The organism is Nonomuraea sp. SBT364, assembly GCF_001083785.1.
Classification (GTDB): domain Bacteria; phylum Actinomycetota; class Actinomycetes; order Streptosporangiales; family Streptosporangiaceae; genus Nonomuraea.
The window spans coordinates 69,703-96,057 of record NZ_LAVL01000017.1 but is presented as its reverse complement, the minus strand read 5'-3'; the positions used below and the strand labels follow the sequence as shown (position 1 = coordinate 96,057).

29 protein-coding genes, 1 tRNA gene and 2 riboswitches are annotated in these 26,355 nt (G+C 71.8%); of the genes, 18 read left to right on the top strand and 12 right to left on the bottom strand.

Features of this window, described 5'->3' with window-relative positions:
* Nucleotides 1–61 precede the first annotated feature (61 nt).
* Nucleotides 62–331, top strand: coding sequence for a hypothetical protein (locus tag ADY59_RS11575; RefSeq protein WP_049561223.1), 270 nt, complete (start codon nt 62–64; stop codon nt 329–331).
* Here ADY59_RS11575 and ADY59_RS11570 read toward each other — a convergent pair.
* The 6 genes from ADY59_RS11570 to ADY59_RS11545 all read right to left on the bottom strand — a co-directional run bounded on the left by ADY59_RS11570 (nt 328) and on the right by ADY59_RS11545 (nt 4,475).
* Nucleotides 328–618: a hypothetical protein gene (locus ADY59_RS11570; protein ID WP_049561221.1), complete on the bottom strand. Its 291-nt coding sequence runs from the start codon at nt 616–618 to the stop codon at nt 328–330. The two genes, ADY59_RS11575 and ADY59_RS11570, sit on opposite strands and share 4 nt — an antisense overlap.
* Nucleotides 615–1,667 carry a LacI family DNA-binding transcriptional regulator gene (locus ADY59_RS11565; protein ID WP_082310033.1) on the bottom strand — a complete coding sequence of 351 codons (1,053 nt, stop codon included), beginning with the start codon at nt 1,665–1,667 and terminating at the stop codon, nt 615–617. The genes ADY59_RS11570 and ADY59_RS11565 overlap by 4 nt, the downstream gene beginning before the upstream one ends.
* A 148-nt stretch (nt 1,668–1,815) precedes the next feature.
* Nucleotides 1,816–2,163: a hypothetical protein gene (locus tag ADY59_RS11560; protein WP_049561219.1), complete on the bottom strand. Its 348-nt coding sequence runs from the start codon at nt 2,161–2,163 to the stop codon at nt 1,816–1,818.
* A gap of 456 nt (nt 2,164–2,619) precedes the next feature.
* Nucleotides 2,620–2,949: a hypothetical protein gene (locus ADY59_RS11555; protein ID WP_053174667.1), complete on the bottom strand. Its 330-nt coding sequence runs from the start codon at nt 2,947–2,949 to the stop codon at nt 2,620–2,622.
* Nucleotides 2,946–3,701, bottom strand: coding sequence for a hypothetical protein (locus ADY59_RS11550; RefSeq protein WP_049561215.1), 756 nt, complete (start codon nt 3,699–3,701; stop codon nt 2,946–2,948). The genes ADY59_RS11555 and ADY59_RS11550 overlap by 4 nt, the downstream gene beginning before the upstream one ends.
* A gap of 45 nt (nt 3,702–3,746) precedes the next feature.
* Entirely contained in the window at nt 3,747–4,475 is a 729-nt protein-coding gene (locus ADY59_RS11545; RefSeq protein WP_049561214.1) for a FadR/GntR family transcriptional regulator, read from the bottom strand.
* Between the two features lie 81 nt (nt 4,476–4,556).
* On the opposite strand from ADY59_RS11545, the gene ADY59_RS11540 reads away from it, so the two are divergent.
* From ADY59_RS11540 to ADY59_RS11510, 7 genes are all read left to right on the top strand, one after another.
* Entirely contained in the window at nt 4,557–5,921 is a 1,365-nt protein-coding gene (locus tag ADY59_RS11540; RefSeq protein WP_231618664.1) for a glutamine synthetase family protein, read from the top strand.
* A gap of 2 nt (nt 5,922–5,923) precedes the next feature.
* Complete coding sequence (locus tag ADY59_RS11535) at nt 5,924–7,267, top strand: aldehyde dehydrogenase family protein (protein ID WP_049561209.1); 1,344 nt, start codon at nt 5,924–5,926, stop codon at nt 7,265–7,267.
* 3 nt (nt 7,268–7,270) lie between these two features.
* Nucleotides 7,271–8,035, top strand: a complete 765-nt coding sequence (locus ADY59_RS11530; RefSeq protein WP_049561207.1) for a 3-oxoacyl-ACP reductase — start codon at nt 7,271–7,273, stop codon at nt 8,033–8,035.
* Nucleotides 8,032–8,724, top strand: coding sequence for a gamma-glutamyl-gamma-aminobutyrate hydrolase family protein (locus ADY59_RS11525; RefSeq protein ID WP_049561204.1), 693 nt, complete (start codon nt 8,032–8,034; stop codon nt 8,722–8,724). The genes ADY59_RS11530 and ADY59_RS11525 overlap by 4 nt, the downstream gene beginning before the upstream one ends.
* 42 nt (nt 8,725–8,766) lie before the next feature.
* On the top strand, nt 8,767–9,738 hold the full coding sequence (locus ADY59_RS11520; protein WP_049561201.1) for a LysR family transcriptional regulator: 972 nt from the start codon (nt 8,767–8,769) through the stop codon (nt 9,736–9,738).
* Between the two features lie 101 nt (nt 9,739–9,839).
* Nucleotides 9,840–12,149, top strand: a complete 2,310-nt coding sequence (locus tag ADY59_RS11515) for a M4 family metallopeptidase (RefSeq protein ID WP_063780632.1) — start codon at nt 9,840–9,842, stop codon at nt 12,147–12,149.
* A 75-nt stretch (nt 12,150–12,224) separates the two neighbouring features.
* Nucleotides 12,225–13,586, top strand: a complete 1,362-nt coding sequence (locus ADY59_RS11510; protein WP_053174658.1) for a M28 family peptidase — start codon at nt 12,225–12,227, stop codon at nt 13,584–13,586.
* Between the two features lie 61 nt (nt 13,587–13,647).
* Here ADY59_RS11510 and ADY59_RS11505 read toward each other — a convergent pair whose 3' ends face one another.
* Entirely contained in the window at nt 13,648–14,457 is an 810-nt protein-coding gene (locus ADY59_RS11505) for a hypothetical protein (RefSeq protein ID WP_156325423.1), read from the bottom strand.
* A gap of 83 nt (nt 14,458–14,540) precedes the next feature.
* Nucleotides 14,541–14,638: riboswitch (glycine riboswitch) on the top strand.
* Nucleotides 14,639–14,734: riboswitch (glycine riboswitch) on the top strand.
* Nucleotides 14,735–14,768: 34 nt separating this feature from the next.
* Here ADY59_RS11505 and gcvT point away from each other — a divergent pair.
* The 3 genes from gcvT to ADY59_RS11490 are packed head-to-tail and all read left to right on the top strand — an operon-like array spanning nt 14,769 to nt 17,669.
* The gene (gcvT, locus tag ADY59_RS11500) at nt 14,769–15,854 is read left to right on the top strand and encodes a glycine cleavage system aminomethyltransferase GcvT (protein ID WP_049561197.1); all 1,086 of its coding nucleotides are present in this window, start codon (nt 14,769–14,771) and stop codon (nt 15,852–15,854) included.
* The gene (gcvH, locus tag ADY59_RS11495; RefSeq protein ID WP_049561195.1) at nt 15,851–16,240 is read left to right on the top strand and encodes a glycine cleavage system protein GcvH; all 390 of its coding nucleotides are present in this window, start codon (nt 15,851–15,853) and stop codon (nt 16,238–16,240) included. The genes gcvT and gcvH overlap by 4 nt, the downstream gene beginning before the upstream one ends.
* A gap of 52 nt (nt 16,241–16,292) precedes the next feature.
* Nucleotides 16,293–17,669: an L-serine ammonia-lyase gene (locus ADY59_RS11490; protein ID WP_049561194.1), complete on the top strand. Its 1,377-nt coding sequence runs from the start codon at nt 16,293–16,295 to the stop codon at nt 17,667–17,669.
* Nucleotides 17,670–17,693: 24 nt separating this feature from the next.
* Here the strand turns inward: ADY59_RS11490 and ADY59_RS49810 are convergent, their stop codons facing one another.
* A complete protein-coding gene (locus tag ADY59_RS49810; RefSeq protein WP_156325422.1) occupies nt 17,694–18,197 on the bottom strand; it encodes a hypothetical protein in 504 nt (167 codons plus the stop codon).
* Nucleotides 18,194–18,793 (bottom strand): DUF6286 domain-containing protein, encoded by a 600-nt coding sequence (locus tag ADY59_RS11480; RefSeq protein WP_049561189.1) that lies wholly within the window; start codon nt 18,791–18,793, stop codon nt 18,194–18,196. Before ADY59_RS11480 ends, ADY59_RS49810 begins: the two co-directional genes overlap by 4 nt.
* Nucleotides 18,794–19,062: 269 nt before the next feature.
* On the opposite strand from ADY59_RS11480, the gene ADY59_RS11475 reads away from it, so the two are divergent.
* Nucleotides 19,063–20,256 (top strand): amino acid deaminase/aldolase, encoded by a 1,194-nt coding sequence (locus ADY59_RS11475; RefSeq protein ID WP_049561185.1) that lies wholly within the window; start codon nt 19,063–19,065, stop codon nt 20,254–20,256.
* Between the two features lie 93 nt (nt 20,257–20,349).
* Here ADY59_RS11475 and ADY59_RS11470 read toward each other — a convergent pair whose 3' ends face one another.
* Complete coding sequence (locus tag ADY59_RS11470; protein ID WP_049561181.1) at nt 20,350–20,676, bottom strand: DUF3618 domain-containing protein; 327 nt, start codon at nt 20,674–20,676, stop codon at nt 20,350–20,352.
* Between the two features lie 125 nt (nt 20,677–20,801).
* On the opposite strand from ADY59_RS11470, the gene bcp reads away from it, so the two are divergent.
* The 3 genes from bcp to ADY59_RS11455 all read left to right on the top strand — a co-directional run bounded on the left by bcp (nt 20,802) and on the right by ADY59_RS11455 (nt 21,935).
* Entirely contained in the window at nt 20,802–21,275 is a 474-nt protein-coding gene (gene bcp, locus ADY59_RS11465; RefSeq protein ID WP_049561179.1) for a thioredoxin-dependent thiol peroxidase, read from the top strand.
* A 114-nt stretch (nt 21,276–21,389) separates the two neighbouring features.
* The gene (locus ADY59_RS11460) at nt 21,390–21,872 is read left to right on the top strand and encodes an HNH endonuclease (RefSeq protein WP_049561262.1); all 483 of its coding nucleotides are present in this window, start codon (nt 21,390–21,392) and stop codon (nt 21,870–21,872) included.
* Nucleotides 21,863–21,935, top strand: a tRNA-Leu gene (locus ADY59_RS11455). The genes ADY59_RS11460 and ADY59_RS11455 overlap by 10 nt, the downstream gene beginning before the upstream one ends.
* Before the next feature lie 23 nt (nt 21,936–21,958).
* Here ADY59_RS11455 and ADY59_RS11450 read toward each other — a convergent pair.
* Both ADY59_RS11450 and ADY59_RS11445 read right to left on the bottom strand, forming a co-directional pair.
* On the bottom strand, nt 21,959–22,888 hold the full coding sequence (locus tag ADY59_RS11450) for a 2-hydroxyacid dehydrogenase (protein WP_049561176.1): 930 nt from the start codon (nt 22,886–22,888) through the stop codon (nt 21,959–21,961).
* A 38-nt stretch (nt 22,889–22,926) separates the two neighbouring features.
* A complete protein-coding gene (locus ADY59_RS11445; protein WP_049561174.1) occupies nt 22,927–23,511 on the bottom strand; it encodes a hypothetical protein in 585 nt (194 codons plus the stop codon).
* 147 nt (nt 23,512–23,658) lie between these two features.
* Here ADY59_RS11445 and ADY59_RS11440 point away from each other — a divergent pair, with 147 nt between their 5' ends.
* The 3 genes from ADY59_RS11440 to ADY59_RS11430 all read left to right on the top strand — a co-directional run bounded on the left by ADY59_RS11440 (nt 23,659) and on the right by ADY59_RS11430 (nt 26,354).
* Nucleotides 23,659–24,831, top strand: a complete 1,173-nt coding sequence (locus ADY59_RS11440; RefSeq protein ID WP_082310031.1) for a histidine kinase — start codon at nt 23,659–23,661, stop codon at nt 24,829–24,831.
* A gap of 12 nt (nt 24,832–24,843) precedes the next feature.
* Entirely contained in the window at nt 24,844–25,494 is a 651-nt protein-coding gene (locus ADY59_RS11435) for a response regulator transcription factor (RefSeq protein ID WP_049561170.1), read from the top strand.
* Nucleotides 25,495–25,601: 107 nt separating this feature from the next.
* Complete coding sequence (locus ADY59_RS11430) at nt 25,602–26,354, top strand: ABC transporter ATP-binding protein (protein ID WP_049561167.1); 753 nt, start codon at nt 25,602–25,604, stop codon at nt 26,352–26,354.
* Nucleotide 26,355: the final 1 nt, after the last annotated feature.

The following is a 26,355-nucleotide window of genomic DNA, read 5'->3' as shown; positions in this document are numbered from 1 at the left end:
CCCTCACCGTGCCGCTGGGGCTGCTCGCGCTCGGGCTGGCGGTGGTGCTCGGGGCGGGCTGGTGCCGAGTCCGTCGGCGCTGGTCGTGCTGCTGGGGGCGATCGCGCTGGGCCGTGCCTGGTTCGGGGTGGCGCTGGTGGCCGCCTACGGGGTGGGGATGGCGGCCACGCTCACCGTGATGGGCCTGCTCCTGGTCAAGCTGGTCGACCGGCTGGAGAGGCGCGCCGGGCGGCTGGCTGCGCGGCTGTCGGGGCTGGCGCCGATGGGGACCGCGACAATGGTGGTGCTCCTGGGCGCGGGGCTGGCGCTGCGCTCGTTGATCACCCTCTAGATCAGGTGCTCACGCAGAACGTCGGCGAGGGGGCCACGGCGGGCGCAGCGGTCGAGGGTGAAGCTGCCGGCCAGGACCTCCGCCTCGTCCGGGGTGACGCCCTCGAAGCGGCGCCTGAAGTCGTCGACGAGCGGTTCGGCGAGGAGGATGCGATCCGCCGGACGTACGGGCTGTCGGGGCGGGCGTGGGTGAGCCCCTGCGGCCCGCTGGAGCGACTCGGTGGCGGGGTAGCCGGTGATGAAGTTCTCCATGTTGAGCCGGTCGCCGCTGGCACTGATCCATTTCATGCGGTCCTCCTGGCTGGGCCGGTGCTCTCCCGTACGAGCAGCCGTGGCTGGTAGCGGACGTTGTAGCCGCCGGGCTCGCCGCCGATGAGCGCCCGCAGCCGCGTCCACGCCTGCCTGCCCAGCTCGTTCTTGGGGATCGAGGCGGTGGTCAGCGGCGGGTTGGTGAAGCGGGCGAAGGGGATGTCGTCGAACCCGGTGACGGAGACGTCCTCGGGCACCCGCAGGCCGAGCTCGTGCAGCCCGCTCAGCAGGCCGAAGGCCACCATGTCGTTGAAGGCGACCACGGCGGTGGCGCCGGAGCCGGCCACCCGGGGGGCGGCGGCGTGCCCGTCGTCGAACCGGGGCCCGCAGGCCAGCTCGGTGAGTGTCAGGCCGGAGGCGCGCAGCGCGGCCAGCCGTTCCCGGTTGGACGTGCTGGCCGCGGGCCCGGCGAGATAGGCCAGGTGGCGGTGGCCGTGCCCGATCAGGTGGGCGACGATCGCCTCCATGCCGGCCGTGTTGTCCACCGACAGCGATGGCATGGCGCACCCGGGCAGCTCGCGGTGGAGCAGCACGAACGGCGCGAGCTTGTCGGCCAGCGCGAGCAGCCGGTCGTCGGCCATCCGGGGGGAGGCCAGGACGAGGCCGTCGGTGCGGCGGCGCGCCTCGATCGCGAGGACGACCTCCTCCTCGACGTTCTCGGCGGACTCCGAGACGAGCAGCCGGCACCCATCGGCGGAGACGGCCTGGCTGAGCCCGCGCAGCACCCCCTGGAACATCGGGTTGCCCAGGTCCGGGACGATGAGCGAGACGGTCCCGGTGCGGCCCAGCGCGAGGCTGCGCGCGACCACGCTGGGCTGGTAGTCCAGCGCCTCGGCCGCCGCCCTGACCCGCGCGGCCAGCTCGGGCGCGACCGTGGCCGAGCCGTTCATCACCCTGGACACGGTCGCCCGCGACACCCCGGCCGCCTCCGCGACCCGGCTGATGGTCGGAGCCCCGTCGGGCCGGGGCCCGCGGCGCCTGGCCCGTGCAGGCTCTTCCCGGTCCTCATCTCCGTGGGCAACGTCCATGACGCGAAGGTATCGGTTTCTCACTTTCAGCGACAACCGGTTGCATACCCGCTGCTCAAACGCCGGCCTCCAGGATTATCGCAGCTCACAGCGCTACCCCACCATCGCTGACTCACCCTCTCCTGGGTGGCGGCGCCAGGTGCCAAGCTCACCCCCGTTTCGGCCCGTCCGGCCCGTGGACGTAACTGGAGGCGCCCGTGAGCGGCGCCCTCTGGGTGCCGACCTGATCGTGGATGAAGGGCAGGTAGGCCCCCAAGAACGCCCCATCTTCCAACAGTTCTCCGAGTTGGCCCGGTTCGAAGTCCGCCGAAACGAGCGGGACCTCACAGTTCAGGGCGCCAGCCCAAGCCGCAGGGAGATCGAGCGCGCCCAGGTAGAGGTGGCCGGGGTTGACGGTTGCCTCCGTGAAGTGTTCGCCGAATCCGGCGGGGAGCCAGAGAACTCGCTCCAGCTCCGACAGCCACGGTGCCGCACCACGACCGCGATCCTCGGTCACCTCGACGGTGATGAACAGGGCCGGTTCTGGGGCGCCTCGCGGGTCGAGGCGAAATCGGGCGGCAGCATGACCGGCCGGGGAGTGATGGCGAACGTGCCTTCCGACAGAGACCTGTCGCCCAGACACATCGTTGTATGAGCAGGCGCGCGAGACGTCTCTCTGGTTCACCCGGAGCAGCTGGGACGGCGCGCAGCGGGCGTGGTTGCATCGGATCCCAAGCAGCTTGGTCGCTGGGCTGAGGTCGGGGTCGTAGGTGGTGACGACGGCGTCACCAGGGTCCCCGCAGGTGTAGCACTCGGATGCCCGGAGTCCCCGCGTACGGGGGCTGGAGCGCCAGCACCTGCAACCTGCAACCTGCAACCTGCACCAGCGGCGAACGCGCATGCACGCAGAGAGCCGCCACGTCCTCATTCTGAACGGCAACTCACGCCTGGAAGTGCACCCACCGCCGATGCCCTAGTCGACGCCGGGGGTGTCGGGCACGTCGTACTCGGCATCCCCGTCGTCGGCCCGCCGCAGCTTCACCTCCGCCACCCACGCCGCCGCGAACCGCCGGATCTCCGGGCCGTCCCCGTGCGCCGCGTATTCGTCGTCGGCGATGAACTCGGCGTACTCCAGCCGCATGACCAGCTCGTCCAGCGAGAACCCGGCGTCGCACGCCCGCGCCAGCCCTTCGAGCTCGCGGAAGGACCAGCGCCCGCCGAGCGCCGCCGCGGCCGCCACGTCGCCGGGCAGCCCGCGGTCGTGCAGCATCAGCACCAGCTCCCCCGCGCCGTCGCGGCTCACGTACGGCGGCGGGAGCGGCGGGTGGACGGGAGGTCGTGGCGGCCCGAGAGGAACTCCTGGAAGGCGATCTTGGCCCGGATGGCGGGACGCCGCCAGCGTTCCTCGCGGCGGACGGCCCGGGCCAGCTTGCGCGGCGAGCGCCCGGCGAAGAACCAGTGCGCCCACGGGGAGCCGGGCCGGGCCAGCCGGACGGCGCCCACGGCCAGCAGGACGGGCACGAACATGCCCACCATCCCGGTCCAGATCTTGCCCTTGAGCAGCGTGACGACGACCATCGCCAGATGGGCGGCGATCAGCGGGGCCGGGTTGATCGGCAGGTCGTAGTCCCAGACGAGGGGGCGCAGGCCGGTGAGCAGCAGGCCGGTGATCGCGATGGCGATGAAGACCGCGTCGACCGAGGTGCGGCCCTCCTCCTCCCAGTAGACGTCGTGCAGGTGCAGGATCAGCGCGAACTCGTCCAGCACCAGCGCCGAGCCGATGCCGAAGACGGACGCCGCCACCGCGTAGCCGGTCTGGGAGCCGCCGGAGACGATGAGCCCGGCGACCCCGCCCACCAGCATGAGCACGACGCCGAACACCACGTGGTGGATGTGCATCTCGCCCACGTTGACGTTGCGGAACCAGCCGATCTTGGCCCTGATCAGCCGCACGTTGATGCGGGTGGCGATGAACGTGACGATGAGCGCGACGAAGAAACAGAACAGCGGCAGCCGTCCCGTCGCGATGATGCTGTGCTCGAACCAGTTCGCCATGACCTTGGAACAGACTCTACGAGCTGTCTTGTAGTGGGGTGTCCGTCAGGAGAGGAATGCCCGCAGAAGTGCGGCGGTGCCTTCCAGGTGTTCGGCGACCGCCCGGCGGGCCGCGTCCGGGTCGCCGGAGACGATGGCGGCCACGATGGCGCGGTGCTGCGTGGCGGCGTGGTCGAGGTTGACCTGGAGCATCGGGATGGCGTTGAGCAGGTCGGAGACGCGCAGCCGGGCGTCGGCGCAGGCGGCGGCCAGCAGCGGGGAGCCGGTCAGCTCGGCGATCGACAGGTGGAATGCGGTGTCGAGACGGCGGTAGTCCTCCAGCGAGGCCGCGTTCAGGTCCGCCAGCCGCCGTTCCAGGACGGCGCGCTGGCCGGCGGTGAGCGCGGCGCAGGCGAGCACCTGGGCGGCGCCGCACTCGACGGCCATGCGGAAGGTGAGCGCGTCGGTCAGGTCGGCGGTGCCCATGTCGGTGACGACCCGGCGCAGGTCGCCGTCGCCGGGCCGGGGCGGCACGTAGGTGACGAACGCGCCGCCGTAGCGTCCGCGCCGCACGTCGAGGTAGCCGGCCTCCTGGAGGGCGCGGATGGCCTCGCGCAGCGTGACGCGGCTGATGCCGAGCCGGACCGCCAGCTCGCGCTCGGGCGGCAGCTTCTCGCCGGGCGGGACCACGCCGAGTTTGATCGCCTGCAGGAGCCGTTCCACGGTCTCCTCGAAGGCGTTGCCGGCCCGCACCGGGCGCAGCACCGTCATCAAACGCGCCGACTCGTCCAACATGTCCTCAGGTCTTGACAAGCGATCCCGCCATACACATCAATGGTCTGAGACTAGCCCAATCAACGGGAAAGCGGGATGGGCGTGAACGAGCGAGCCGGGTTCCTCGCCGTCGGCGAGCTGCGGGACGAGGTGGCCGCGGGGCGGATCGACACGGTCCTGCTCGCCGTCGCCGACATGCAGGGCAGGCTCCAGGGCAAGCGGCTGTCGGCCCGCTACTTCCTGGACGAGGTGCTGCACCACGGCTCCGAAGGCTGCAACTACCTGCTCGCCGTGGACGTCGACATGAACACCGTCGAGGGCTACGCGATGTCGTCGTGGGATCGCGGGTACGGGGACTTCGTGATGAAGCCGGACCTGTCGACGCTCCGGCGCGTCCCCTGGCAGGAGGGCACCGCCATGCTGATGGCGGACCTGGCCTGGGAGGGCGGCGCGGACGTGAGCGCCTCGCCGCGCCAGATCCTGCGTGCCCAGCTGGCCCGCCTGGCCGAGCGCGGCCTGTGCGCCCAGGTCGGCACCGAGCTGGAGTTCGTCGTCTACGACGACACCTACGAGCAGGCGTGGCGGCGCGCCTACCGCGATCTGACGCCCGCCAACCTCTACAACGTCGACTACTCCCTGCTGGGCACCGCCCGCGTCGAGCCGCTGCTGCGCCGGATCAGGCAGGGCATGGAGGGCGCCGGCCTCTACGTCGAGTCGGCCAAGGGCGAGTGCAACCTGGGCCAGCACGAGATCGCCTTCCGCTACGCCGAGGCGCTCGTCACCTGCGACAACCACGCCGTCTACAAGAACGGCGCCAAGGAGATCGCCGCCCAGGAGGGCCGGTCGATCACCTTCATGGCCAAGCCGAACCAGCGCGAGGGCAACTCCTGCCACATCCACCTCTCGCTGCGCGGCCTCGACGGCGAGCTCGTCATGGCGGGCGAGGGCCCGCACGGGCTCTCGGCGCTCGGCCGCGCGTTCGTCGCCGGTCAGCTCGCCTGCCTGCGCGAGCTCACCCTGATGTACGCACCCAACATCAACTCCTACAAGCGCTTCGTGCCCGGCAGCTTCGCGCCCACGGCCGTCAAGTGGGGCGTCGACAACCGGACCTGCGCGCTGCGCCTGGTGGGCCACGGGCCGTCGCTGCGGATCGAGAACCGGGTGCCGGGCGGCGACGTGAACCCCTACCTGGCGGTGGCGGCGATGGTGGCGGCGGGGCTGCACGGGATCGACGGCGCGCTGGAGCTGGAGGAGGCGTTCGAGGGCAACGCCTACGCCTCGGGCGCCGCGACCGTGCCGCACACGCTGCGTGACGCGCTGGCGCTGTTCGAGGGGTCGAAGCCGGCCAGGGAGGCGTTCGGCGAGGACGTGGTGGCGCACTACGCCAACAACGCCCGGGTGGAGCTGGCCGCCTTCGACGCGGCGGTGACGGACTGGGAGCTGTTTCGAGGGTTCGAGCGGATGTGAGCATGCGGATCATCAATCCGGCGACCGAGGAGGTCGTCGCCGACGTCGAGTTCGCGGACGCGGCCGAGGTCGACCTGGCGGTGGAGCGTGCCAGGAAGGCGCAGGCGGCCTGGCGCGAGGTGGCGCCCGGGGACCGGGCGCGGCTGCTGCGCGCGTTCGCCGACCTGGTGGGCGAGCACGCCGAGGAGCTGGCGCTGCTGGAGGTGGCCAACTCCGGGCACCCGATCGGCAACGCCCGCTGGGAGGCGGGGGCCGTGCGCGACGTGCTGCACTTCTACGCCGCCGCGCCGGAGCGCAACCACGGCAAGCAGATCCCGGTGGCGGGCGGCGTGGACGTGACGTTCCAGGAGCCGCTGGGCGTGGTGGGCGTGATCGTGCCGTGGAACTTCCCGATGCTGATCATGAGCTGGGGTGTCGCCCCGGCGCTGGCGGCGGGCAACACGGTGATCGTCAAGCCCGCCGAGTGGACCCCGCTGACCGCGCTGAGGCTGGCCGAGCTGGCCCTGGTGGCGGGGCTCCCCGAGGGGGTGCTCCAGGTGCTGCCCGGGGCGGGCGAGGTCGCGGGCGCCCGGCTGGTCGAGCACCCGGACGTGGCCAAGATCGTGTTCACCGGCTCGACCGAGGTGGGCAAGGAGATCGCCGCCAAGGCGGCGAACCACATCAAACGCCTCACACTGGAGCTAGGCGGCAAGTCCGCAAATATCATCTTTGCGGACTCAGACTTGGAAAAAGCGGCCAACAGCGCACCGTATGCCGTCTTCGACAACTCCGGGCAGGACTGTTGCGCCCGGTCCCGCGTCCTCGTCCAGGCCGAGGTCTACGACGAGTTCCTGGAGCGCCTGTCGCGGGCCGTCCTCGCCGTCCGCGTGGGCGACCCGCTCGACCCGGCCACCGAGATGGGGCCGCTGATCAGCGCCGAGCACCTCGACCGCGTCCGCGGCTTCGTCGAGGCGGAGCCGTACCTGCAAGGCGGCTGCCCGCAGGGCAAGGGCTTCTGGTTCCCGCCGACGGTGCTGACGCCGGCGGTCACGGACCGGGCGTTCACCGAGGAGATCTTCGGTCCGGTGGTGTCGGTCGTGCCGTTCGCCGACGAGGCCGAGGCGGTGCGCGTCGCCAACGACACCCGCTACGGCCTGAGCGGCTCCATCTGGACCCGCGACGTCGGCCGGGCGCTGCGGGTGGCCCGAGCCGTCGAGGCGGGCACGCTGTCGGTGAACTCCAACTCCTCCGTACGCCACTGGACCCCGTTCGGCGGCTTCAAGCAGTCGGGGCTGGGCCGCGAGCTGGGCCCGGACGCCCTGTCGGCGTTCACCGAGACCAAGAACGTCTTCATATCCACGGAGTAGCCCATGCAGCGTTTGCGTGACCGCGTCGCCGTCATCACCGGGGCGGGCAGCGGCATCGGCCTGGCCACCGCGCACCGGTTCGCCCAGGAGGGCGCCCGGGTGGTGTGCGCCGACATCGACGAGGAGGCGGGCACCAAGGTCGCGGCCGAGGTCGGCGGCCTGTTCGTCAAGGCGGACGTGACCAGCGAGGAGGACGTCGAGCGGCTGTTCCGCACGGCGTTCGAGACCTACGGCAGCGTCGACGTCGCGTTCAACAACGCGGGCATCTCGCCGCCGGACGACGACTCCATCCTGGAGACCGGCCTGGACGCCTGGCGCCGCGTCCAGGAGGTCAACCTGACCAGCGTCTACCTGTGCTGCAAGCACGCCCTGGAGTACATGCGCCGCCAGGGCAAGGGCTCGATCATCAACACCGCGTCGTTCGTCGCGGTGATGGGCTCGGCCACGTCGCAGATCTCCTACACGGCCTCCAAGGGCGGCGTGCTGTCGATGTCGCGCGAACTCGGCGTCCAGTTCGCCCGCGAGGGCATCCGGGTGAACGCCCTGTGCCCGGGCCCGGTCAACACGCCGCTGCTCCAGGAGCTGTTCGCCAAGGATCCCGAGCGTGCCCAGCGCCGCCTGGTGCACGTGCCGATCGGGCGGTTCGCCGAGGCGTCCGAGATCGCGGCCGCCGTCGCCTTCCTGGCCAGCGACGACGCGTCGTTCATCACCGCCTCGCAGTTCCTGGTCGACGGCGGCATCTCCGGCGCGTACGTGACGCCGCTGTGAGCCGTCCGGTCATCGGCGTCACCTGCTACGTCGAGCCCGCCCGGTTCACGGTGTGGGAGACGACCGCCGCGCTCCTGCCGTACTCGTACGTGGAGCAGGTCGTGCGGGCCGCCGGGCAGCCGGTCGTGCTGCCGCCCGCCGGGGCGCCCGCCGGGCTGGTCCCTCGGCTGGACGGCCTCGTCATCGCCGGCGGGGGCGACATCGCCCCCGGGCGCTACGGCGAGCGGCCGGGCGGGCGGACCGGCTATGTCAGGGAGTTCCGCGACGACGCCGAGTTCGCCCTGCTGTCGGCGGCGCTGGAGGCCGGGCTGCCCTTCCTCGGCGTCTGCCGGGGTCTGCAGGTGCTCAACGTCGCCCTCGGCGGCACCCTCCACCAGCACCTGCCGGACGTCGCCGGGCACGACGGCCACTCCCCCGCCCCCGGCACGTTCGGCCATCTGCCGATCCGGCCGGTCGCGGGCAGCCGGGTGGCCAAGGCGCTCGGCGACCTTCCGGTGACCGTCCCGCACTACCATCACCAGGCCGTCGACCGCCTGGCCCCCGGGCTGAGCGTGACGGCGACGGCGGACGACGGCACGGTCGAGGCCGTGGAGCTGGACTCCCATCCTTTCGCCGTGGCGGTCCAGTGGCATCCGGAGGCTGCCGAAGGGTGCGAGCTGTTCGAGGCGCTGGTTTCGGCCTGTCCGTGATTGGGCCTTACTGGAAAGCTTCTTTACTTTTAAGCTCGTAGCGTGGAACTCGAGGTGCGACACCTCCGGGTGCTGTGCGCGATCGCCGACAGCGGGAGCATCTCCCGGGCCGCGGCGGCCCTGGGGATGTCCCAGCCCGCCCTGGCCGCGCAGCTCCAGCGGATCGAGCGGCGCATCGGCGGCCCCCTGTTCGAGCGCGGGCCCGACGGCGTCACGGCCACCCCGCTCGGCGCGTGGCTGCTGGTCAGGTCGCGGTCGCTGCTGCCCGCCTTCGAGGAACTGGAGCGCGACACCCTGAGGCGCGCCGAGGCCGCCGGCCACGCCCGCATCCGGGTCGGCTGCGCGCCCACCCGGCTGGCGATCTACGTGGCCAAGAGCCTGCGCACGCTGCTCCCCGACGCCGACGTCAGCCTGCGCACCGAGCAGTCGCTGGACCCGCTGCCCGGCCTGCTGGCCGCCGAGCGGATCGAGCTCGCCACGCTGGACGACTACCCCGGGCACGAGCTGTCGCCGCCTCGGGGCGCGGTGTACGGGGTGATCGCGACCGAGCCGCTGTTCGTGGGCCTGGCGCACGACCACCCGCTGGCCGGGCAGGACGAGGTGGAGCTGGCCGACCTGGCGGACGCCGACTGGGCGCTGCCGCCGGTGATCGAGGCCGGCCCGCGCGAGCACTTCTGGGCCGCCTGCGCCGAGCGCGGCTTCGAGCCCCGCATGTCCTACGGCGTGAATCTCGACGTGGCGCTCGACCTGATCTCCGAGGGCCGCTGCATCGGACTCTTCCAGGCGACCGCGCCCGCCCGGGGCCGGGTGACGCTGCGCCCGCTGTCCGGGACCCCGCTGCGCTTCCGGCACCTGGTGGGCTGGTCGGCCCGCGGCCCGCTCGCCGCGCACGCCGCCGACCTGGTCCACACGGTGACCAAGACGTACTGGTCAGAGTCCATGCGGGCGCCGGTCTACCGGGCATGGCTGAAGCGCCACGGGCCCCTCGATCATGGCCATAGCGTGACGTTATAGGAAAATGTTGGGTACCAGTTTTCGTACTCGCGATGGCATGGTTTGAGTGACCCCAGCCGGCCGGGGCTCTTCCACTCCACACCCCCCGTAGGAGCCAGAGAGTGAACCCCAGACTCAGGTTGGGGGCTGCCGCCACGCTCGCGTTAGCCCTGATCACCAGCTCGCTCGCGGGCGCCACGAGCGCCCAGGCGATGCGGGTGACCGATCCCCCCACTCCGGACGAACGCCGCAACGCGCTCACCACCGCGAGCAGCGTCCTGCTCGCCGAACCGGCGGTGCTCAAGGCCGCCGCCGAGGACGAGTTCGCGCTGTCGTCCGCCGTCGCCGGCGTGCGCGGCCTGCAGTTCCTCACCTACGCCCGCACCCACCGGGGCCTGCCCGTCTACGGCGGCGACGTCGTCGTGGCCACCGACGAGTCGGGCGCGGTCGTCAACACCGTCACCACCGGCCAGCGCGCCACCATCGACGTGGACGTCAGGGCGAGGATCACCGCCGCCGCCGCGGCCGTCACCGCCAGGAAGCGGGCCGGGACCGAGGTGGCCAGCGTGGCCACGCCGAAGCTCGTCGTGCACGCCGCCACCGAGACGCCCCGGCTGACGTGGGAGGTCGTCGTCAGCGCCGCCGACCGCCCGAGCATCCTGCACGTGTACGTGGACGCGCGCACCGGCAAGGTCGTCGACGCGTGGGACGAGGTCAGGGCGGGCACCGGCAACGGCCACCACGTCGGCAACGTCTCCATCGACACCACGCCGTCCTACACGATGCGCGACCCGAACCGCCCCGGTGTCCAGTGCGGCGGCCAGAACGGCCAGCCGTACACCAAGTCCACCGACACCTGGGGCAACGGCAGCGGCACGAACCTGGAGACCGCCTGCGTCGACGCCCTGTACGCGGCCCAGGAGCAGTGGGACATGCTGCGCGACTGGCTCGGCCGCAGCGGCGTCAACGGCCAGGGCGGCGGCTACCCGTCCCGCGTCGGCCTGTCGGCGGTCAACGCCTACTGGTACGGCTCCTACGCCAACTTCGGCCGCAACCAGGCCGGCAGCGCCCAGCTCACCTCGATCGACGTGGTCGCCCACGAGTTCGGGCACGGCGTCTTCCAGTTCTCCGGCGGCGGCGGCGCGGGCAGCGGCAACGAGGCCGGCGGCCTGAACGAGTCGACGGGTGACATCTTCGGCGCCCTGACCGAGGCGTACGCCCAGAATCCGAACGACGCCCCCGACTACCTGGTGGGCGAGAAGGTCAACCCGGCCGGCAGCGGGCCGATCAGGAACATGTACAACCCGCAGGCTCTCAACCACCCCAACTGCTACAGCGCCTCGATCCCGAACACCGAGGTGCACGCGGCGGCCGGACCGCAGAACCACTGGTTCTACCTGCTGGCCGAGGGCACCAACCCGGCCGGCAAGCCCGCCAGCACCCGCTGCGACAGCGGCGGCGCGATCACCGGCATCGGCATCCGCAAGGCCGGCGAGATCTTCATGACCGCGCTCAACACCAAGACGCAGCCGTGGACGCACGCCAAGGCCCGCGTCGCCACGCTCAACGCCGCCAGGACCCTCTACACCGGCTGCGCCGAGTACAACGTGGTCAAGGCCGCCTGGGACGGCGTGAACGTCCGCCCGCAGACCGGCGAGCAGCCCTGCAACCAGGGCAACGAGTTCTCCATGACGCTGGACCCCGCCTCCGGCGGCGCGCAGCCGGGCGGCACGGCCACCACGACCGTCCGCACCACCGTGACCGGCGGCTCCGCGCAGTCGATCACGCTGCGGGCGAGCGGCCTGCCCTCGGGCGTGACCGCGTCGTTCAGCCCGGCCACGATCCAGGCCGGCCAGAGCTCCACGCTCACGCTCACCACGTCCGCCTCCAGCCCGCAGGGCGCTCACTCGATCACGGTGACGGCCGACGGCGCCGACATGGACCGGACCGCGACCTACAACCTGCAACTCGGCGAGGTCGCCGACGACTTCTCGGTCACCGTGAACCCGTCGTCGGCGTCGGTGCAGCCGGGCGGCTCCGCCACGGCCACGCTGGGCACCCAGGTCACCTCCGGAGACGCGCAGAGCGTCACGCTGGCGGCGAGCGGCGCGCCCGCCGGGGTCACCGTGACCTTCAGCCCGCCGGCGATCACCTCGGGCCAGTCGTCCGCGGTCACGATCGCCACCACCGCCGGCGTCGCGCCGGGCACCTATCAGATCGGCCTCGACGCCGACGGGGCGAGCGTCGACCGCTCGGCCACGTTCAGCCTGACGGTGGGCGGTGACCAGGGTGACGCCTGGGCGCCGTGGACCCCGTACGCGACCGGGGACGTCGTCACCCACCAGGGCGCCAGTTACCGGTGCCTGCAGGCGCACACCAGCCTGCCCGGCTGGGAGCCGAACCTCGTGCCGGCCCTCTGGCAGCGGATCTGACCCTCTTGACCGGGCGGTCACGCCGGGGTGGCCGCCCCCTTTTCCTCAGACAGGCGGAACACCGTGAAACTCACCATGGGCGCTGTCGCGACGCTCGCGCTGGCGCTGACCTTCTTACAACCGCAGGCGGGCCATGCCGCCGCGGAAACCGCCCCGGACATCCCGGTCGCCGCCGTGACGGCGCATCTGGCTCAGTTCCAGCAGATCGCCAACGCCAACGGAGGAAACCGGGCCTCGGGCCGGCCGGGCTTCACCGCCTCGCTGAACTACATCAGGGGCAAGCTCGACGCGGCCGGGTACACCACCCGGGTGCAGAGCTTCAGCGGCGGCAGCAATCTGATCGCCGACTGGCGAGGCGGTCCGGCCGGCCCGGTCATCATGCTCGGCGCGCACCTCGACGGCGTCACGTCCGGGCCGGGCATCAACGACAACGGCTCGGGCTCCGGCGCGCTGCTGGAGGTCGCGCTCACCCTGGCCGCCAGGAACCCGGCGCTCACCAAGCACGTGCGCTTCGGCTGGTGGGGCGCGGAGGAGCAGGGCCTGATCGGCTCCCGCTACTACGTGCAGAACGGCGGCGCCCAGGGCGTGGAGGCGTACCTGAACTTCGACATGATCTCCTCCACGAACGCGGGCTACTTCGTCTACGACGACGACGCGACGCTGCGGCAGGCGTTCACCGAGTACTTCACCTCGATCGGGGTGCAGCCCGACCCCGACCGGGAGGGTGACGGGCGCAGCGACCACGCCTCGTTCAAGAACGCCGGGGTCCGGGTCGGCGGCCTGGCCACCGGCGCGGGCGCGTACAAGACGCAGGCGCAGGCGGCCAAGTGGGGCGGCACCGCGAACGCGCCGTTCGACCGCTGCTACCACAGCGCCTGCGACACCTACCCGGCCAACGTCAACACCGCCGCGCTGGACCGCAACACCGACGCCATCGCGTACGCGCTGTGGAAGCTCGCGGTCGGCTCGGAGAACCCGCCCGCCGACGACTACGCGATCTCGGTGAGCCCGGCGTCCGCGTCGGTCGAGCCGGGCGGCTCGGTCACCGCGACCGTCAGCACCAGGGTGACCTCCGGGCAGGCGCAGAGCGTCACGCTGTCGGCGGGCGGCGTGCCGGCCGGGGTCGGCGTGACCTTCAGCCCGCAGACGGTCACGGCGGGCCAGTCGTCGACCGTGACCATCGCCACCACCGCGGGGGCGGCGGCGGGCACGCATCCGATCAGTCTCAACGGCGACGGGGCGAGCGCCGACCGGTCGGCGTCGTTCTCGCTGACCGTGGGCGGCGACACGGGCGGCGACGCCTGGGCCGCCTGGACCGCGTACGCCGCCGGTGACGTGGTCACCTACCAGGGCGCCGGCTACCGGTGCCTCCAGGCGCACACCAGCCTGCCCGGCTGGGAGCCGGCCAACGTGCCCGCGCTGTGGGCGCGCGTCTGATCCCTCGCTGACCCCGCGTGCGGGCCGCCTCTGCCATGACCGGCCCGCACGCGGCCATCAACTATCGGACCGGCTGCAGGACGTCCTCCACCACGAGGGCGCCGCCGTACCTGGCGGCCAGGCGCTCCCGCTGCTCGGGGGTGGCCAGCCACATGATCAGCTCCACCCGGTTGCCGCGGTGCCCGGCGGACACCACGCCCTTCTCCTTCATGACCTGCTCCTGGACGCGGGCGAGCTCCTTCTCGCTGTAGGCGGCGCGGCTGACGCAGAGCGCGCCGCCCCACACCTCGCGGATCCACTCCTCCCGGCCTGCCAGGTCGCCGGTGAAGGCCACGTTCAGGACGACGTCGCGGGAGTGGTCCTCGCCGTCCTTCGGCTGCTTCTCGATGAGGTGGTCCAGCCAGGAGCCCGCGAAATCCTCCGCCGTGCTTGCCCGCTCCGACGCCTTCTGCATGGCCTCCAGCGTCGTCCTCGCCAGGTTGACCGGCCGCCATCCGCCTTCGGGCGCGGGACACGGGGTTTCGAGCTTGGCCGGCTCCCGGGGCTCTTGACGCGGCTCCGGCTCGCGCGGCGGCTCGGTGAGCGTGAGCCGGTCGCCGTCCCAGGTGCCGGTGAGCGCGTACAGGCCCCAGCGGGTGCCGCCCTCGGACTCGTGGCGCACCTTGCTCCAGTCCCAGCCCATCACGTCGGGGCCGGCGCACTGCGGCGGCATCGACGTCTGGACCAACATGCACATCTGCGGGCCGTGCGTCTTGTCCTCCAGCACGGTCACCGTCGCCGTGTAGCGCGGGGGCGCGGTGGCGGCGCCACTCTGGGTGCCGCAGGCCGCCAGGCCCACCGCCAGGGCGAGGAACGGGGTCATCCGTCTCATACCTCTAGGACGGGTCCGGCCGCCCTGCGGTTCAGGGCGCGACAACAGCGCCGTGACCCCACTAGGCTTGCGGACATCACCGACGAAACCGTGCGGGAGAGCGTCCTGACAGCCGGTCAGGGCCCCTGAAGGAGCAAGCCCTCCCCGCGAACCTCTCAAGGCAAAGGACCGCGCGGACGAGGTGACCTCTGGAAAGCAGGCCTGCTGGCCTCGCCGAAGGTGAAAGTCCGGCAAAACCCGGGCGAAGCTCTCAGGCATCGATGACAGAGGGGGAGGATGCTGGCATCCGACTCTGCCCTGAGGTGCGCCCCATGTCCCGACCGACACCGCTGCGAGACGTCCACGAGAGCCTGGGCGCCACGCTCACCGACTTCGCCGGCTGGCTGATGCCGCTGCGCTACGGCAGCGAGTCCGCCGAGCACAACGCGGTCCGGCAGGCGGCCGGGCTGTTCGACCTCTCGCACATGGGCGAGATCTTCGTGACCGGCAGGCAGGCCGCCGAGGCGCTCGACTACGCGCTGGTGGGCCACCTGTCCGCGCTGGCGACCGGCCGGGCGCGCTACACCATGATCGTGGACGAGCGCGGCGGGGTGCTCGACGACCTCATCGTCTACCGGCTCGGTGACGAGGAGTTCATGGTCGTGGCCAACGCGTCGAACTACGAAATGGTCGATGCAGAGCTGAAAAATCGCGCGAAGTCGTACGACGCGGTGGTCGACGATCGTTCCGAGCAGTACGCGCTGATCGCGGTGCAGGGCCCGCGCGCGCAGGAGATCCTCGCCACGCTCACCGACGCCGACCTGGCCGGGCTCAAGTACTACGCGGGCCTGCCCGGCGTCGTCGACGGGCGGCAGGCGCTCATCGCCCGCACCGGCTACACCGGCGAGGACGGCTTCGAGCTGTTCGTGGCCGACCAGGACGCCGTGCCGCTCTGGCACGCCCTGATGGCGGCCGGCGAGCCGTACGGGATCAAGCCCGCGGGGCTGTCCAGCCGCGACACGCTCCGCCTGGAGGCGGGCATGCCGCTCTACGGCAACGAGTTGAGCGCGGAGCTGACCCCGTTCGACGCGGGGCTGGGCAGGGTGGTGAAATTCGACAAGCCGGGCGACTTCGTCGGCAGGACGGCGCTGGAGGCGGTCAAGGACACCGCCCCCGGGCGGCGGCTCGTCGGCCTGGTCGCCCGGGGCCGCCGGGTGCCGCGCCACGGCTACCCGGTCACCAAGGACGGTGCCGTCGTCGGCGAGGTCACCAGCGGGGCGCCTTCCCAGACCCTGGGCAAGCCCATCGCGATGGCCTACGTCGACACCGGGGCCAGCGAAGGTCTGGCCGTGGACATCCGGGGCAGCCAAGAACCCATGGACTTGGTCGAGCTGCCCTTCTACAGGAGGAACAAGTGAGCAACATCCCTGACGAGCTGAGCTACACCAAGGAGCACGAGTGGGTTGCCGGGCTCGACGACGGGATCACCGTGACCATCGGCATCACGGCGTTCGCCGCCGAGGCCCTGGGTGACGTCGTCTTCGTGCAGCTCCCCGAGGCCGGCGCGGTCATCGAGGCGGGCGACTCGGTGGGCGAGGTCGAGTCGACCAAGTCCGTGAGCGAGATCTACACCCCGGTCGGCGGTGAGGTCGTCGAGATCAACCAGGCCGTGGTGGACGACCCGTCGCTGGCCAACACCGACCCCTACGGCGACGGCTGGATGTTCCGGGTGCGCGTGGACGGCGACCCGCAGGACCTGCTGACGCCCGAGGAATACTCCGCCCTCACCTCGGGCGACTCCTGAAACGACCGCCGGGGCCCGTGACCGGGCCCCGGCCCTCCTGAAAGGCGCGTCAATGGCGATCAGCGTCTTCGACCTCTTCAAGGTCGGCATCGGCCCGTCAAGCTCCCACACGGGCGGCCCGATGGCCGCCGCGCACAAGTTCGCGCGCGGCCTGCAAGAGGACGGCCTGCTGGAGCGCACCACGCGCGTCGAGGCCATCCTGTACGGCTCACTCGGTCTCACCGGCAAGGGCCACGGCAGCGACAAGGCCGTCCTGCTGGGCCTTTCGGGCGAGAAGCCCGAGCTGGTGGACGTCGACTCCATCGACGACCGGCTGACCGCCATGCGCGCCTCCGGCACCGTCATGCTGTACGGCACCCGCGAGATCCCCTTCGTCGTGGGCCGGGACCTGGTCTTCGAGCGGAAGATCTCGCTGCCCGAGCACCCGAACGGCATGCGCTTCACCGCGTTCGACGAGTCGGGCGGCACGCTCCGGGAGAAGGTCTACTTCTCGGTCGGCGGCGGCTTCGTCGTGGACGAGAAGGCCACCGGCGCCGACCGCATCAAACCGGACGACACCGTGCTGCCCTACCCCTTCACCACGGCCGAGGAACTGCTCAAGCACTGCTCCAACACCGGCCTGTCGATCTCCGCCCTCATGATGGAGAACGAGAAGGCGTTCGGCCGCTCCGAGGCCGAGATCCGCGCCGGGATCCTGCACCTGTGGCAGGTCATGTCCGAGTGCGTCCGGCGCGGCATCGCGCAGGAGGGCGTGCTGCCCGGCGGCCTCAAGGTCAAGCGCCGCGCCAACCGCCTGCACCGCCGCCTCCAGACCGAGTCCGCCGAGCACGACCCGCTCCAGGCGATGGACTGGGTCTCCCTGTTCGCGCTGGCGGTCAACGAGGAGAACGCCGCGGGCGGCCGCATCGTCACCGCGCCCACCAACGGCGCGGCCGGCATCATCCCCGCCGTCCTGACCTACTACTCCCGCTTCACCCCGAACGCCGACGACGACGGCGTGGTCCGCTTCCTCCTCACGGCCGCCGCGATCGGCGTGCTGTTCAAGGAGAACGCCTCCATCTCCGGCGCCGAGGTCGGCTGCCAGGGCGAGGTGGGCTCGGCCTGCTCGATGGCCTCGGCCGGCCTCACCGAGGTCCTCGGCGGCACCCCCGAGCAGGTGGAGAACGCCGCCGAGATCGGCATCGAGCACAACCTGGGCCTGACCTGCGACCCCATCGGCGGCCTGGTCCAGATCCCGTGCATCGAACGCAACGCGGTGGCCTCCATCAAGGCCATCACCGCCGCCCGCATCGCGCTGCGCGGCGACGGCCGGCACCACGTGTCGCTGGACAAGGCCATCAAGACCATGCGCGACACCGGCCGCGACATGCTAGACAAGTACAAGGAGACCTCCCGCGGCGGCCTCGCGGTCAACGTCATCGAGTGCTGAACGCGTCCGCCGGTCACCGCGAGGTCATCGGCGGACGTGGATGCGGACCACGGCGCCGAGCTCGTCGTCGCGGACCTCCCGGCGGATCCGGCCGACGATCTCGCGGTCCAGCTTGGCCACGACGGCGCCGACGTCCGTGGCCGCCGGGCAGGTCAGGCCGATGCGCAGCCTGGCGCCCGCACCGACGACCCGCACCCCGGCCCTGGCCAGCCCCTCGACGTCCTTGAGCCCGACGCAGAGCATCGCGGTCCCGGTGCCCGAACGTGCGCCGTAGCGGCCCCAGCCGAGGCTCAGCAGCAGCCAGCGCAGCGTGAGCAGGGCGAGCACCAGCAGCACCAGCGCCACCACCCAGAGCGCCCACGGCTGCTCGGCGGCCTCCCGCGCGGTGCGCTCCGGCAGCACCCTGGCCTTCGGCGACAGGCCCGCCAGCTTGTCGTGGCCGCGCAGCCAGGCGTAACCCCCGGCCGCCAGCAGCACCGCGCCGACGACGGCCAGGCCGATCCGGTTGCCCGCGTACTGCCGCATCACAGGCCCCTCCTGCGCAGCCGCACCACGACCTCGCCCGCGGCCAGCGTGCCCACGCCCGCCAGGCGGTCGCCCACCGCGTTGCCGACCTGCCTGAGCATGGTGCCCGAGCTCTCCGCCCCGGTCACGACGGTGACCTCGATGCGCCGCCTGCGCAGCCGTACCTGAGCCCGGCGCACGCCGTCCACGTCCTGGGCGACGGCCCGGAGCGTACGGCGCAGTCCCGAGCGGGTGATGCCGATGACGATCAGCGGGTCGCCGGTCTCCACCGGCACCAGCCGGGAGCGGCCGGGCAGCAGCGCGAGCAGCAGCAGCACCGCGCCCGCGCCGCAGAACGCGACGGCGACGGCGTCCAGCTGGGCCCAGGTGGACGCGGACGCCAGCTCGGCGGCCCGGTTGACCGGCACCCAGCGGAGCGGCGCGCCCAGCAGCGAAGCCACCACCTCGGCGCAGGTCAGCCCGAGCGCGGCGGTCAGCAGCAGGGCCACCAGCACCGCGGCGGGCGTGCGGGCGGGTCTGAGCACCCGGTTGGACCTGCGGAGCGGGGTGTCCTGAGCGGCGACGGCCGCACCGGGCAGTATCTGCTGGAGCGTGGTCATCACAACGACCAGAGGTACACGGCTCCCCCACCGGCTCGACCGCGCCCCCGCCGCCCGTTTGCAGGATCATTACGGGCCGGGCGATCAATGGGCGGATATGCCGTGGTTGCGTGCCGCCGGTATGCGCCGGGTATGTTCGCGGGCCGACGCCCCCGGGATCGCTTGCCCCGGTGTTCCGCGAACCGCCAGGCTGGGCACGCCGGCCCACTCTCCCCACCGGCTGGCCGTCAAGCCTGCCATGTCCGATTTACCTGGTTTACGCTGCCGGTATGGATGACCGCCAGCGCTACGACAGGGCCACGGCCGCTCTCGATCCGCCGTTCGCGATCCTCGACCTGGAGGCGATGCGCGCCAATGCCCGCAGCCTGGTACGCCGGGCCGCCGGCAAGCCGATCCGGGTGGCCACCAAGTCGGTGCGGTCCCGGGCGGTGCTGGAGCGGGTGCTGGCCATGGACGGGTTCCGCGGGCTGATGGCCTTCACCCTGCCCGAGGCGCTCTGGCTGGTGGAGCAGGGGTTCACCGACATCCTGGTGGCGTACCCGACGGCCGACCGCCGGGCGCTGGCCGCGCTGGCGGGCTCCCCGGAGGCCGCGGAGGCGATCACGCTGACCGTGGACTCGGCGGAGCACCTGGCGTTCATGGACCATGCGGTAGCGGGCGTACACCCGCGCCACGAGATCCGGATATGCATGGACATCGACGCCGGATTTTTGGCCTTTGGTGGGAAATTTCGGGCGGGGGTGCTTCGCTCCCCCGTCCGCGAGCTCGACCACGCCGCCGACCTGGCCGCCACCATCGCCAAACGCCCCGGCTACCGCCTGGCCGGACTGCTCGCGTACGAGGCCCAGATCGCCGGGGTCGGCGACGCCCCCCAAGCCAGAGCCGCCTACGCCCGCCTCGTCAGGGCCATGCAGACCCTGTCGGCCCGCGAGCTCGTGCTGCGCCGCGGCCGCATCGTGAACGCCGTCCGCCAGATCGCCGACCTGGAGTTCGTCAACGGCGGCGGCACCGGCTCCATCGAACGCACCGTACGCGAGAAGGCCGTCACCGAGGTCGCCGCCGGATCCGGCCTCTTCCACCCCAGGCTGTTCGACTTCTACAGCCGCTTCAGCGGCCACCCGGCCGCCCTGTTCGCGCTCCCCGTGGTGCGCCGCCCGGCGCGCGACACCGTCACCGTGCTCGGCGGCGGCTATCCCGCCTCCGGCTCCGCCGGGCCCAGCCGCCTGCCGCAGCCGTACCTGCCCGCCGGCCTGCGCTACGCGCCCGACGAGGGCGCGGGCGAGGTGCAGACCCCGCTCATCGGCGCGCCCGCCGAGGACCTGCGCATCGGCGACCGCGTCTGGTTCAGGCACGCCAAGGCGGGCGAGCTGTGCGAGCGCTTCGACGCCCTCCACCTCGTCGACGGCGACACGATCACCGAGACCGCCGCCACCTACAGAGGCGAGGGCCACACGTTCCTGTAACCCCCCTGAGGCCCAGTCGTCCCGTCCGGCCCCGTCGCTTCGGCCGGGCCGGTCGGCCGGGATCGGTTGACCGGTGATCGCGCCGGGCGCCGGTCAGCGGCGGCGGCGCCGCCACAGGACCACGGCCGCGCCGATCACCAGCACCGCGCCCACCCCGATCAGCACCGGCGCCAGACTGGGCGCCTCGTCGTCCCACAACCGGTCCGGGTCGTCGCCGAACTCCACCGACCGCTGCGACATCCCCAGCGCATCGGTGACCGAAGCCGCGAGACTCCCCGCCCGGGACTTCACGTCCGCCACCGTGCGCTCGGCCACACGCTTCGGGCTCACCCGGTCGGCGATCGCGTCGACCGTCTGCGCCAGCTCCGCCCGCGTCCGCGCGATGCGCCGCTCCAGCTCGTCGGGATCGGTGTCAGCCATGACTCTCCTCTCGGCCGCGCTCCTGCCCGTGCCCATACCTGTCCTGATCAGTCTGTCAGGTCCGCACGCCGTACGGCACGGCGGGCGGCCAGGTAGGTTTTCCTGGAGAAACTCCTGGAGGACCCATGACCGAGACCAGGCTCGCCCCCGGCGACGCCGCCCCCGAGTTCGCGCTGCCCACCGCCGGCGGCGACGAGATCTCCCTCGACGCCTACCGCGGCAAGCGGGTGATCCTCTATTTCTACCCCGCCGCGATGACTCCCGGCTGCACCAAGCAGGCCTGCGACTTCCGCGACAGTCTCGCCCAGCTCACCGCCGACGGCTTCGTCGTCCTCGGCGTGTCGAAGGACAAGCCGGAAAAGCTCGCCAAGTTCGCCGAACGCGACGCGCTGACCTTCCCCCTCCTGTCGGACCCCGGCCTGGAAATCCACAAGGCGTACGGCGCGTACGGCACCAAGAAGCTCTACGGCAAGGAAGTCGTGGGCGTCATCCGCTCCACGTTCGTCATCGACGCCGACGGCAAGATCGAGCAGGCCCTCTACAACGTGAAGGCCACCGGTCACGTGGCGAGCCTGAAGAAGAAGCTCGGCCTCGCCTGACCCACCGCGGGCCCCCACCGGGGCCCGCGACATTTCCCCCCATTGCAGAAATAGCCCATATTCGCATTCCGGTGGAGCAGTAAAAATGTCGGCCCCGTTTTCTAATGTCGTGGCATGGCTGCTCACCAGAAATACACGCGGGAGTTGCTCGCGGAGGCGGCGGCGAAGTCGCTCAGCGTCGCCGACGTGCTCCGCCACCTGGGCATCAGATGGACCGGCGGGAGCCATGCCCACATCAGCCGCCGCCTCAAGCACTTCGGCATCGACACGTCACACTTCGTAGGGCGTGCTCACGGAAAGGGCAAGAGCTCTCCCGCGCTCCGCCCCTACCTGGAGATCCTCGTTCTCCGCCCACCCGGCTCCATCCACGAGAAGGCACCCGCGCTCCGTCGGGCCCTGCAAGAAGCCGGGCTTCCCTACACGTGCGCAGGCTGTAAGATTGGCGGGACGTGGCAGGGCAAGCCGCTAACGCTCCATGTAGACCATATGAACGGCGATTGGCTTGACAATCGCATGGGGAATCTGCGCTTTCTCTGCCCGAATTACCACTCCCAAACCGCGAACTTCGCCGGTAAGGGAAAGGTTAAGGGGTCGTAGCCCAATGGCAGAGGCGCAGTCTTTAGGTGGCTGTTCGTGTGGGTTCGAATCCCACCGGCCCTACTTTTCACCCACGCGGTCGCGTGTCAGACGACCAGGTTTGCTGGTTGTTCGCCTCGGGCGAATTGGCCGAGCTGGGTAGCCGCGACCTGCCAGGAGCGTTCGTCGGCTTCCGGGATGGTGCCCGCGACGTGCGGGGTGATGAGGACGCCCGGGGAGTGCCACAGCGGGTGGTCGTCCGGGAGCGGTTCGGGGTCGGTGACGTCGAGGATGGCGCGCAGGCGGCCCGAGCGGGTCTCGTCGAGCAGGGCGTCGGTGTCGACGATGGGGCCGCGGGCGGCGTTGAGGAGGATGGCGCCGTCGCGCATCCGGCCGAGGAACTCCTTGTCCGCCAGGTGGTGCGTGGCCGGGGTGTGCGGCAGCATCAGGGCCACCACGTCGTGGTCGGGCAGCAGGCGCGGGAGGTCGGCCATGGGGTGGATGCCGTCGCGGGCGTGGCGGGCGACCATGGTGACGCGGGCGCCGAACGGTTCCAGGCAGGCGCGGAGCCGGCCGCCGAGGTCGCCGGCGCCGAGGATGAGCACCCGCTTGCCCGACAGCGACTCGGTCATACGGGGGCGCCAGCGGGCCGCGGCCTGGTCGGCGGCGAAGCCGGGCAGGCCCCTGTAGAGGGCCAGGAGGGCGGCGGCCGCCCACTCGGCGACGGCCGCGCCGTGGGCGCCGCGGGCGTTGGAGAGGGCGACGCCGGCGGGCAGGCGGCCCTGCCACTGGTCGGTGCCGGCGCTGAGCGTCTGGACGAGGCGGAGCTCCGGCAGGTCGGCGATCAGGGCCAGGACGCGGTCGACCGGGCGGGAGGGGACGACCATGGCGCGGGCCTCGGCGGCGCCGGGAGGCAGCGGGGCGCGTACGTCGTAGCGGAGCGGTCGCAGGCCGGCGACGGCTGACAGGGCCGCCAGGCCACGCTCGTCGGGCACGAGGACGACGACGTCCTGCGGATGGGTGTGGTGCGCTTGCATGCCGGTCCCCGGTCTCGACTCTTTCGGGCGGGGAAACTCTAGCCCGTGCGCGTGGGGATGGCGGTGACCGTGACCGAGGGAACCGGTTTGGGCGGCGGCATGGTCGGCGAGGGCGCCAGGCCCGGGCGACCGGCCGGTCCGCAGAACATGCCGCCGGGGACGGGGCGGCACTCGTGAAAGCCGGGATAACCGGGATAGCCGGGATGCACGCGGCTGTCGCCCCAGCGGGGGTGGTCCCAGCCTGAGTGGTCCCGGCTGCCGGCGCGGTGGTCGGCCCAGGCGGTGAGCATGACGACGGCGAGGGCGCCGATCAGCACGCCGGCCAGGAGGCCGAGCAGTCCGGCGCCGATGATCTGGGCCGGCTTCTGGCGTACGAAGTCCCGGAAGGTGCCGGGCTGGGGTGGTGGCGGGACCGGCCGGACGGGCGGGGACACCGGGTGGCCGGACGGGGCGGCGGGAGCCGCCGGGCCGATGGCGTGCGCAGGGTCGGGCGAGGGGTCGGGTAAGACCTGTGTGTCCTCTGCCGCGTTGCGCAGCGTCTCGGCGTGGCCTTCCGGGCGGTTCGGGTCGCGCGGAGCTTCCTCGTCGCCGCGCGACCCGGCATCGCGATCATGATCCGCCATCACGATCTCCCTTTACTCGCCCCGGAGGGCGCTCCCATGGACTACCTTGCCCGCTCCCCCGTAAGACCCGTGTAAGACCAGGGTCGTACGCGTACTTCACCCTAAAGACTGACCCAACCCACCCTCTGCCGTACGTATCGTGATGATGTGTTCGGCAGGGTACGGGCGTGGTCGAGGCGCCATGCGAAACTCATGGACGCCCTGCGGGTGGCTCCTTTGGCGCTGCTGTGCCTGGTGCCCATCGTGCCTTACCTGACGTACGCGCCGGAAGGGTCGCTGCCCCCGCTCGACGCGCCCGTCTACACGGTGCTGACGCTGGCGCTGCTGCTGCCGCTGCTGTGGCGGCACCGGCCGCTGACGGCCTTCGCCGTCGTTTCGCTGGTCAGTTTCGCGCAGTGGGCGGCTCAGGTCGAGGTGGTGCCCGCCAACCTGTCGGTGCTGGTGGCGCTGTGGGCGGTGGTCTACCAGTGCGCGTTCCGGTGGGCGCTCGCGGCGCTGGCGGTGGCGGAGCTGGGCGTGTTCCTGGCGCTGGAGCAGTGGGACACGCCGACGCTGGGCATGTTCACCACCAGCACGATCTTCGTCATGTCGCTCTGGCTGACGGGCCTGTACGCGAGCACGCGCCGCCGCTATCTGGAGGGCCTGGAGGAGCGGGCCGAGCGGGCCGAGCGCGAACGTGACCACCAGGCCCGGATGGCGGCCGCCGCCGAGCGAGCCAGGATCGCCAGGGAGCTGCACGACGTGGTGGCGCACAACGTGAGCGTGATGGTGGTGCAGGCCGACGGCGCGGGCTACGCGATCGACGGCGACCCGGAGCAGGCGCGGCTGGCCGTGCGGACCATCTCCAAGACGGGCCGGGAGGCGCTGGCCGAGATGCGGCGGCTGGTCGGGGTGCTGCGGCAGGACGGCGGCGGCACCGACTACACGCCGCAGCCCGGGCTGGCGCAGCTCGACGAGCTGGTGCGGGCGTCGGGCGTGCCCGCGCGGCTGCGGGTCACGGGCCGGCGGGCCGAGCTGACCGAGGGCAAGCAACTGGCCGTCTACCGGATCGTGCAGGAGGCGCTGACGAACGCGCTCAAGCACGGCGGGCCGGGCGTCCGGGCACAGGTCGAACTGCGCTACAGCGGCCCGGAGCTGGTCGTGCGGGTGACCGACGACGGCCGGGGCGCGGCGGCGCCGGTCGAGACGGGCGGGCACGGCCTGGTGGGCATGCGGGAGAGGGTGACGATGTACGGGGGCGCGGTCACGGCCGGGCCCCGGGCGGGTGGCGGGTTCGAGGTGCTGGCGCGGCTGCCGACGGCCGAGTCCAGAGCGGCTTAGGGGGAGCGGCGGATGATTCGGGTGATGCTGGTCGACGATCAGCAGTTGCTGCGGGCGGGGTTCCGCATGGTGCTGGGCGCCCAGCCCGGCATCGAGGTGGTGGCCGAGGCGGGCGACGGCCAGGAGGCGATCGAGGTGCTGCGCACGGCCGAGGTGGACGTCGTCCTCATGGACGTGCGGATGCCGCGGATGGACGGCGTCGAGGCGATCAAGCACATCACCGGGCCGAAGGTGCTGGTCCTGACCACGTTCGACCTGGACGAGTACGCGTTCGCGGCGATCAGGGCGGGCGCGTCGGGGTTCCTGCTGAAGGACGTGCCGACGGCCGAGCTGGTGACGGCGATCCGGTCGGTGCACGCGGGCGAGGCCGTGGTGGCGCCGACGACGCTGAAGCGGATGCTCGACAGGTTCGCCACGTTCCTGCCGACGGAGGAGCCGGCGGCGGCGACGGAGCTGACGCCGCGTGAGCGGGAGGTGCTGCTCATGGTGGCGCGAGGCCGTTCCAACCTGGAGATCGCCGCCGAGCTGGAGGTGGCGGAGGCGACGGTGAAGACGCATCTGGGCCGGGTGCTGGCCAAGCTGGGGCTGCGGGACCGGGCGCAGGTGGTGGTCTACGCCTACGAGGCCGGGCTGGTGGTGCCGTCGCATCGGCCGAACGGCTGACCCGGGTCATCCAGGGTCCTACACGAAGTCCCTCCTCAAGGCCCACGAACTGCGATTTTTCCAGCCCTAGCGTGAGTCACGTTCTTTTCGTACGACGAGGAGTGAACGTGACTCTCACCGATACCCCGCGCCAGGCCCCGCCGGCAGTGGTGGCCAGGGGCCTGTCCAAGGTGTACGGCCAGGGCGACGCCCGGGTGCATGCCCTGCGCGAGGTGGACGTGGCCTTCGCCACCGGCGCCTTCACCGCGATCATGGGCCCGTCCGGCTCGGGCAAGTCGACGCTGATGCACTGCCTGGCCGGGCTCGACACCGCGACGACCGGCACCGTGCACATCGGTGACGTGGAGCTGACCGGGCTCGGCGACAAGCAGCTGACGTTGCTGCGCCGGGAGCGGATCGGCTTCATCTTCCAGGCGTTCAACCTGCTGCCGACGCTGACCGCCGAGGAGAACATCCGGCTGCCTCTGGAGATCTCCGCCCGGCAGCCGGACCGGGTGCTGTTCGACCGGGTCATCGAGACGGTCGGGCTGAAGGATCGCCTGAGCCACCGGCCGAACGAGCTGTCCGGCGGGCAGCAGCAGCGCGTGGCCGTGGCCAGGGCGCTGATCAGCAAGCCGCAGGTGATCTTCGCCGACGAGCCGACGGGCAACCTCGACTCGCGCAGCGGCGCGGAGGTGCTGTCGTTCCTGCGTACCTCGGTGCGTGAGCTAGGCCAGACCATCGTCATGGTCACGCACGACCCGACGGCGGCCTCGTACGCCGACCGGGTGGTGTTCCTGCGGGACGGCTCGCTGGTCACCGAGATCACCTCGCCGACGCCGCAGTCGGTGCTCGACACGCTGATGAAGCTGGAGGCGTGAG

Bases quoted from the DNA above. Each gene is read 5' to 3' on its own strand.
- ADY59_RS11550 (WP_049561215.1), bottom strand. From the start codon at position 3,701: ATGGCGAACTGGTTCGAGCACAGCATCATCGCGACGGGACGGCTGCCG.
- gcvT (WP_049561197.1), top strand. From the start codon at position 14,769: ATGTCCCGACCGACACCGCTGCGAGACGTCCACGAGAGCCTGGGCGCC.
- ADY59_RS11535 (WP_049561209.1), top strand. From the start codon at position 5,924: ATGCGGATCATCAATCCGGCGACCGAGGAGGTCGTCGCCGACGTCGAG.
- ADY59_RS11470 (WP_049561181.1), bottom strand. From the start codon at position 20,676: ATGGCTGACACCGATCCCGACGAGCTGGAGCGGCGCATCGCGCGGACG.
- ADY59_RS11530 (WP_049561207.1), top strand. From the start codon at position 7,271: ATGCAGCGTTTGCGTGACCGCGTCGCCGTCATCACCGGGGCGGGCAGC.
- ADY59_RS11505 (WP_156325423.1), bottom strand. From the start codon at position 14,457: ATGAGACGGATGACCCCGTTCCTCGCCCTGGCGGTGGGCCTGGCGGCC.
- bcp (WP_049561179.1), top strand. From the start codon at position 20,802: ATGACCGAGACCAGGCTCGCCCCCGGCGACGCCGCCCCCGAGTTCGCG.
- ADY59_RS11460 (WP_049561262.1), top strand. From the start codon at position 21,390: ATGGCTGCTCACCAGAAATACACGCGGGAGTTGCTCGCGGAGGCGGCG.
- ADY59_RS11510 (WP_053174658.1), top strand. From the start codon at position 12,225: ATGGGCGCTGTCGCGACGCTCGCGCTGGCGCTGACCTTCTTACAACCG.
- ADY59_RS11475 (WP_049561185.1), top strand. From the start codon at position 19,063: ATGGATGACCGCCAGCGCTACGACAGGGCCACGGCCGCTCTCGATCCG.
- ADY59_RS11450 (WP_049561176.1), bottom strand. From the start codon at position 22,888: ATGCAAGCGCACCACACCCATCCGCAGGACGTCGTCGTCCTCGTGCCC.
- ADY59_RS11565 (WP_082310033.1), bottom strand. From the start codon at position 1,667: ATGGACGTTGCCCACGGAGATGAGGACCGGGAAGAGCCTGCACGGGCC.
- ADY59_RS11435 (WP_049561170.1), top strand. From the start codon at position 24,844: ATGATTCGGGTGATGCTGGTCGACGATCAGCAGTTGCTGCGGGCGGGG.
- ADY59_RS11445 (WP_049561174.1), bottom strand. From the start codon at position 23,511: ATGGCGGATCATGATCGCGATGCCGGGTCGCGCGGCGACGAGGAAGCT.
- ADY59_RS11490 (WP_049561194.1), top strand. From the start codon at position 16,293: ATGGCGATCAGCGTCTTCGACCTCTTCAAGGTCGGCATCGGCCCGTCA.
- ADY59_RS11545 (WP_049561214.1), bottom strand. From the start codon at position 4,475: ATGTTGGACGAGTCGGCGCGTTTGATGACGGTGCTGCGCCCGGTGCGG.
- ADY59_RS11570 (WP_049561221.1), bottom strand. From the start codon at position 618: ATGAAATGGATCAGTGCCAGCGGCGACCGGCTCAACATGGAGAACTTC.
- ADY59_RS11480 (WP_049561189.1), bottom strand. From the start codon at position 18,793: ATGACCACGCTCCAGCAGATACTGCCCGGTGCGGCCGTCGCCGCTCAG.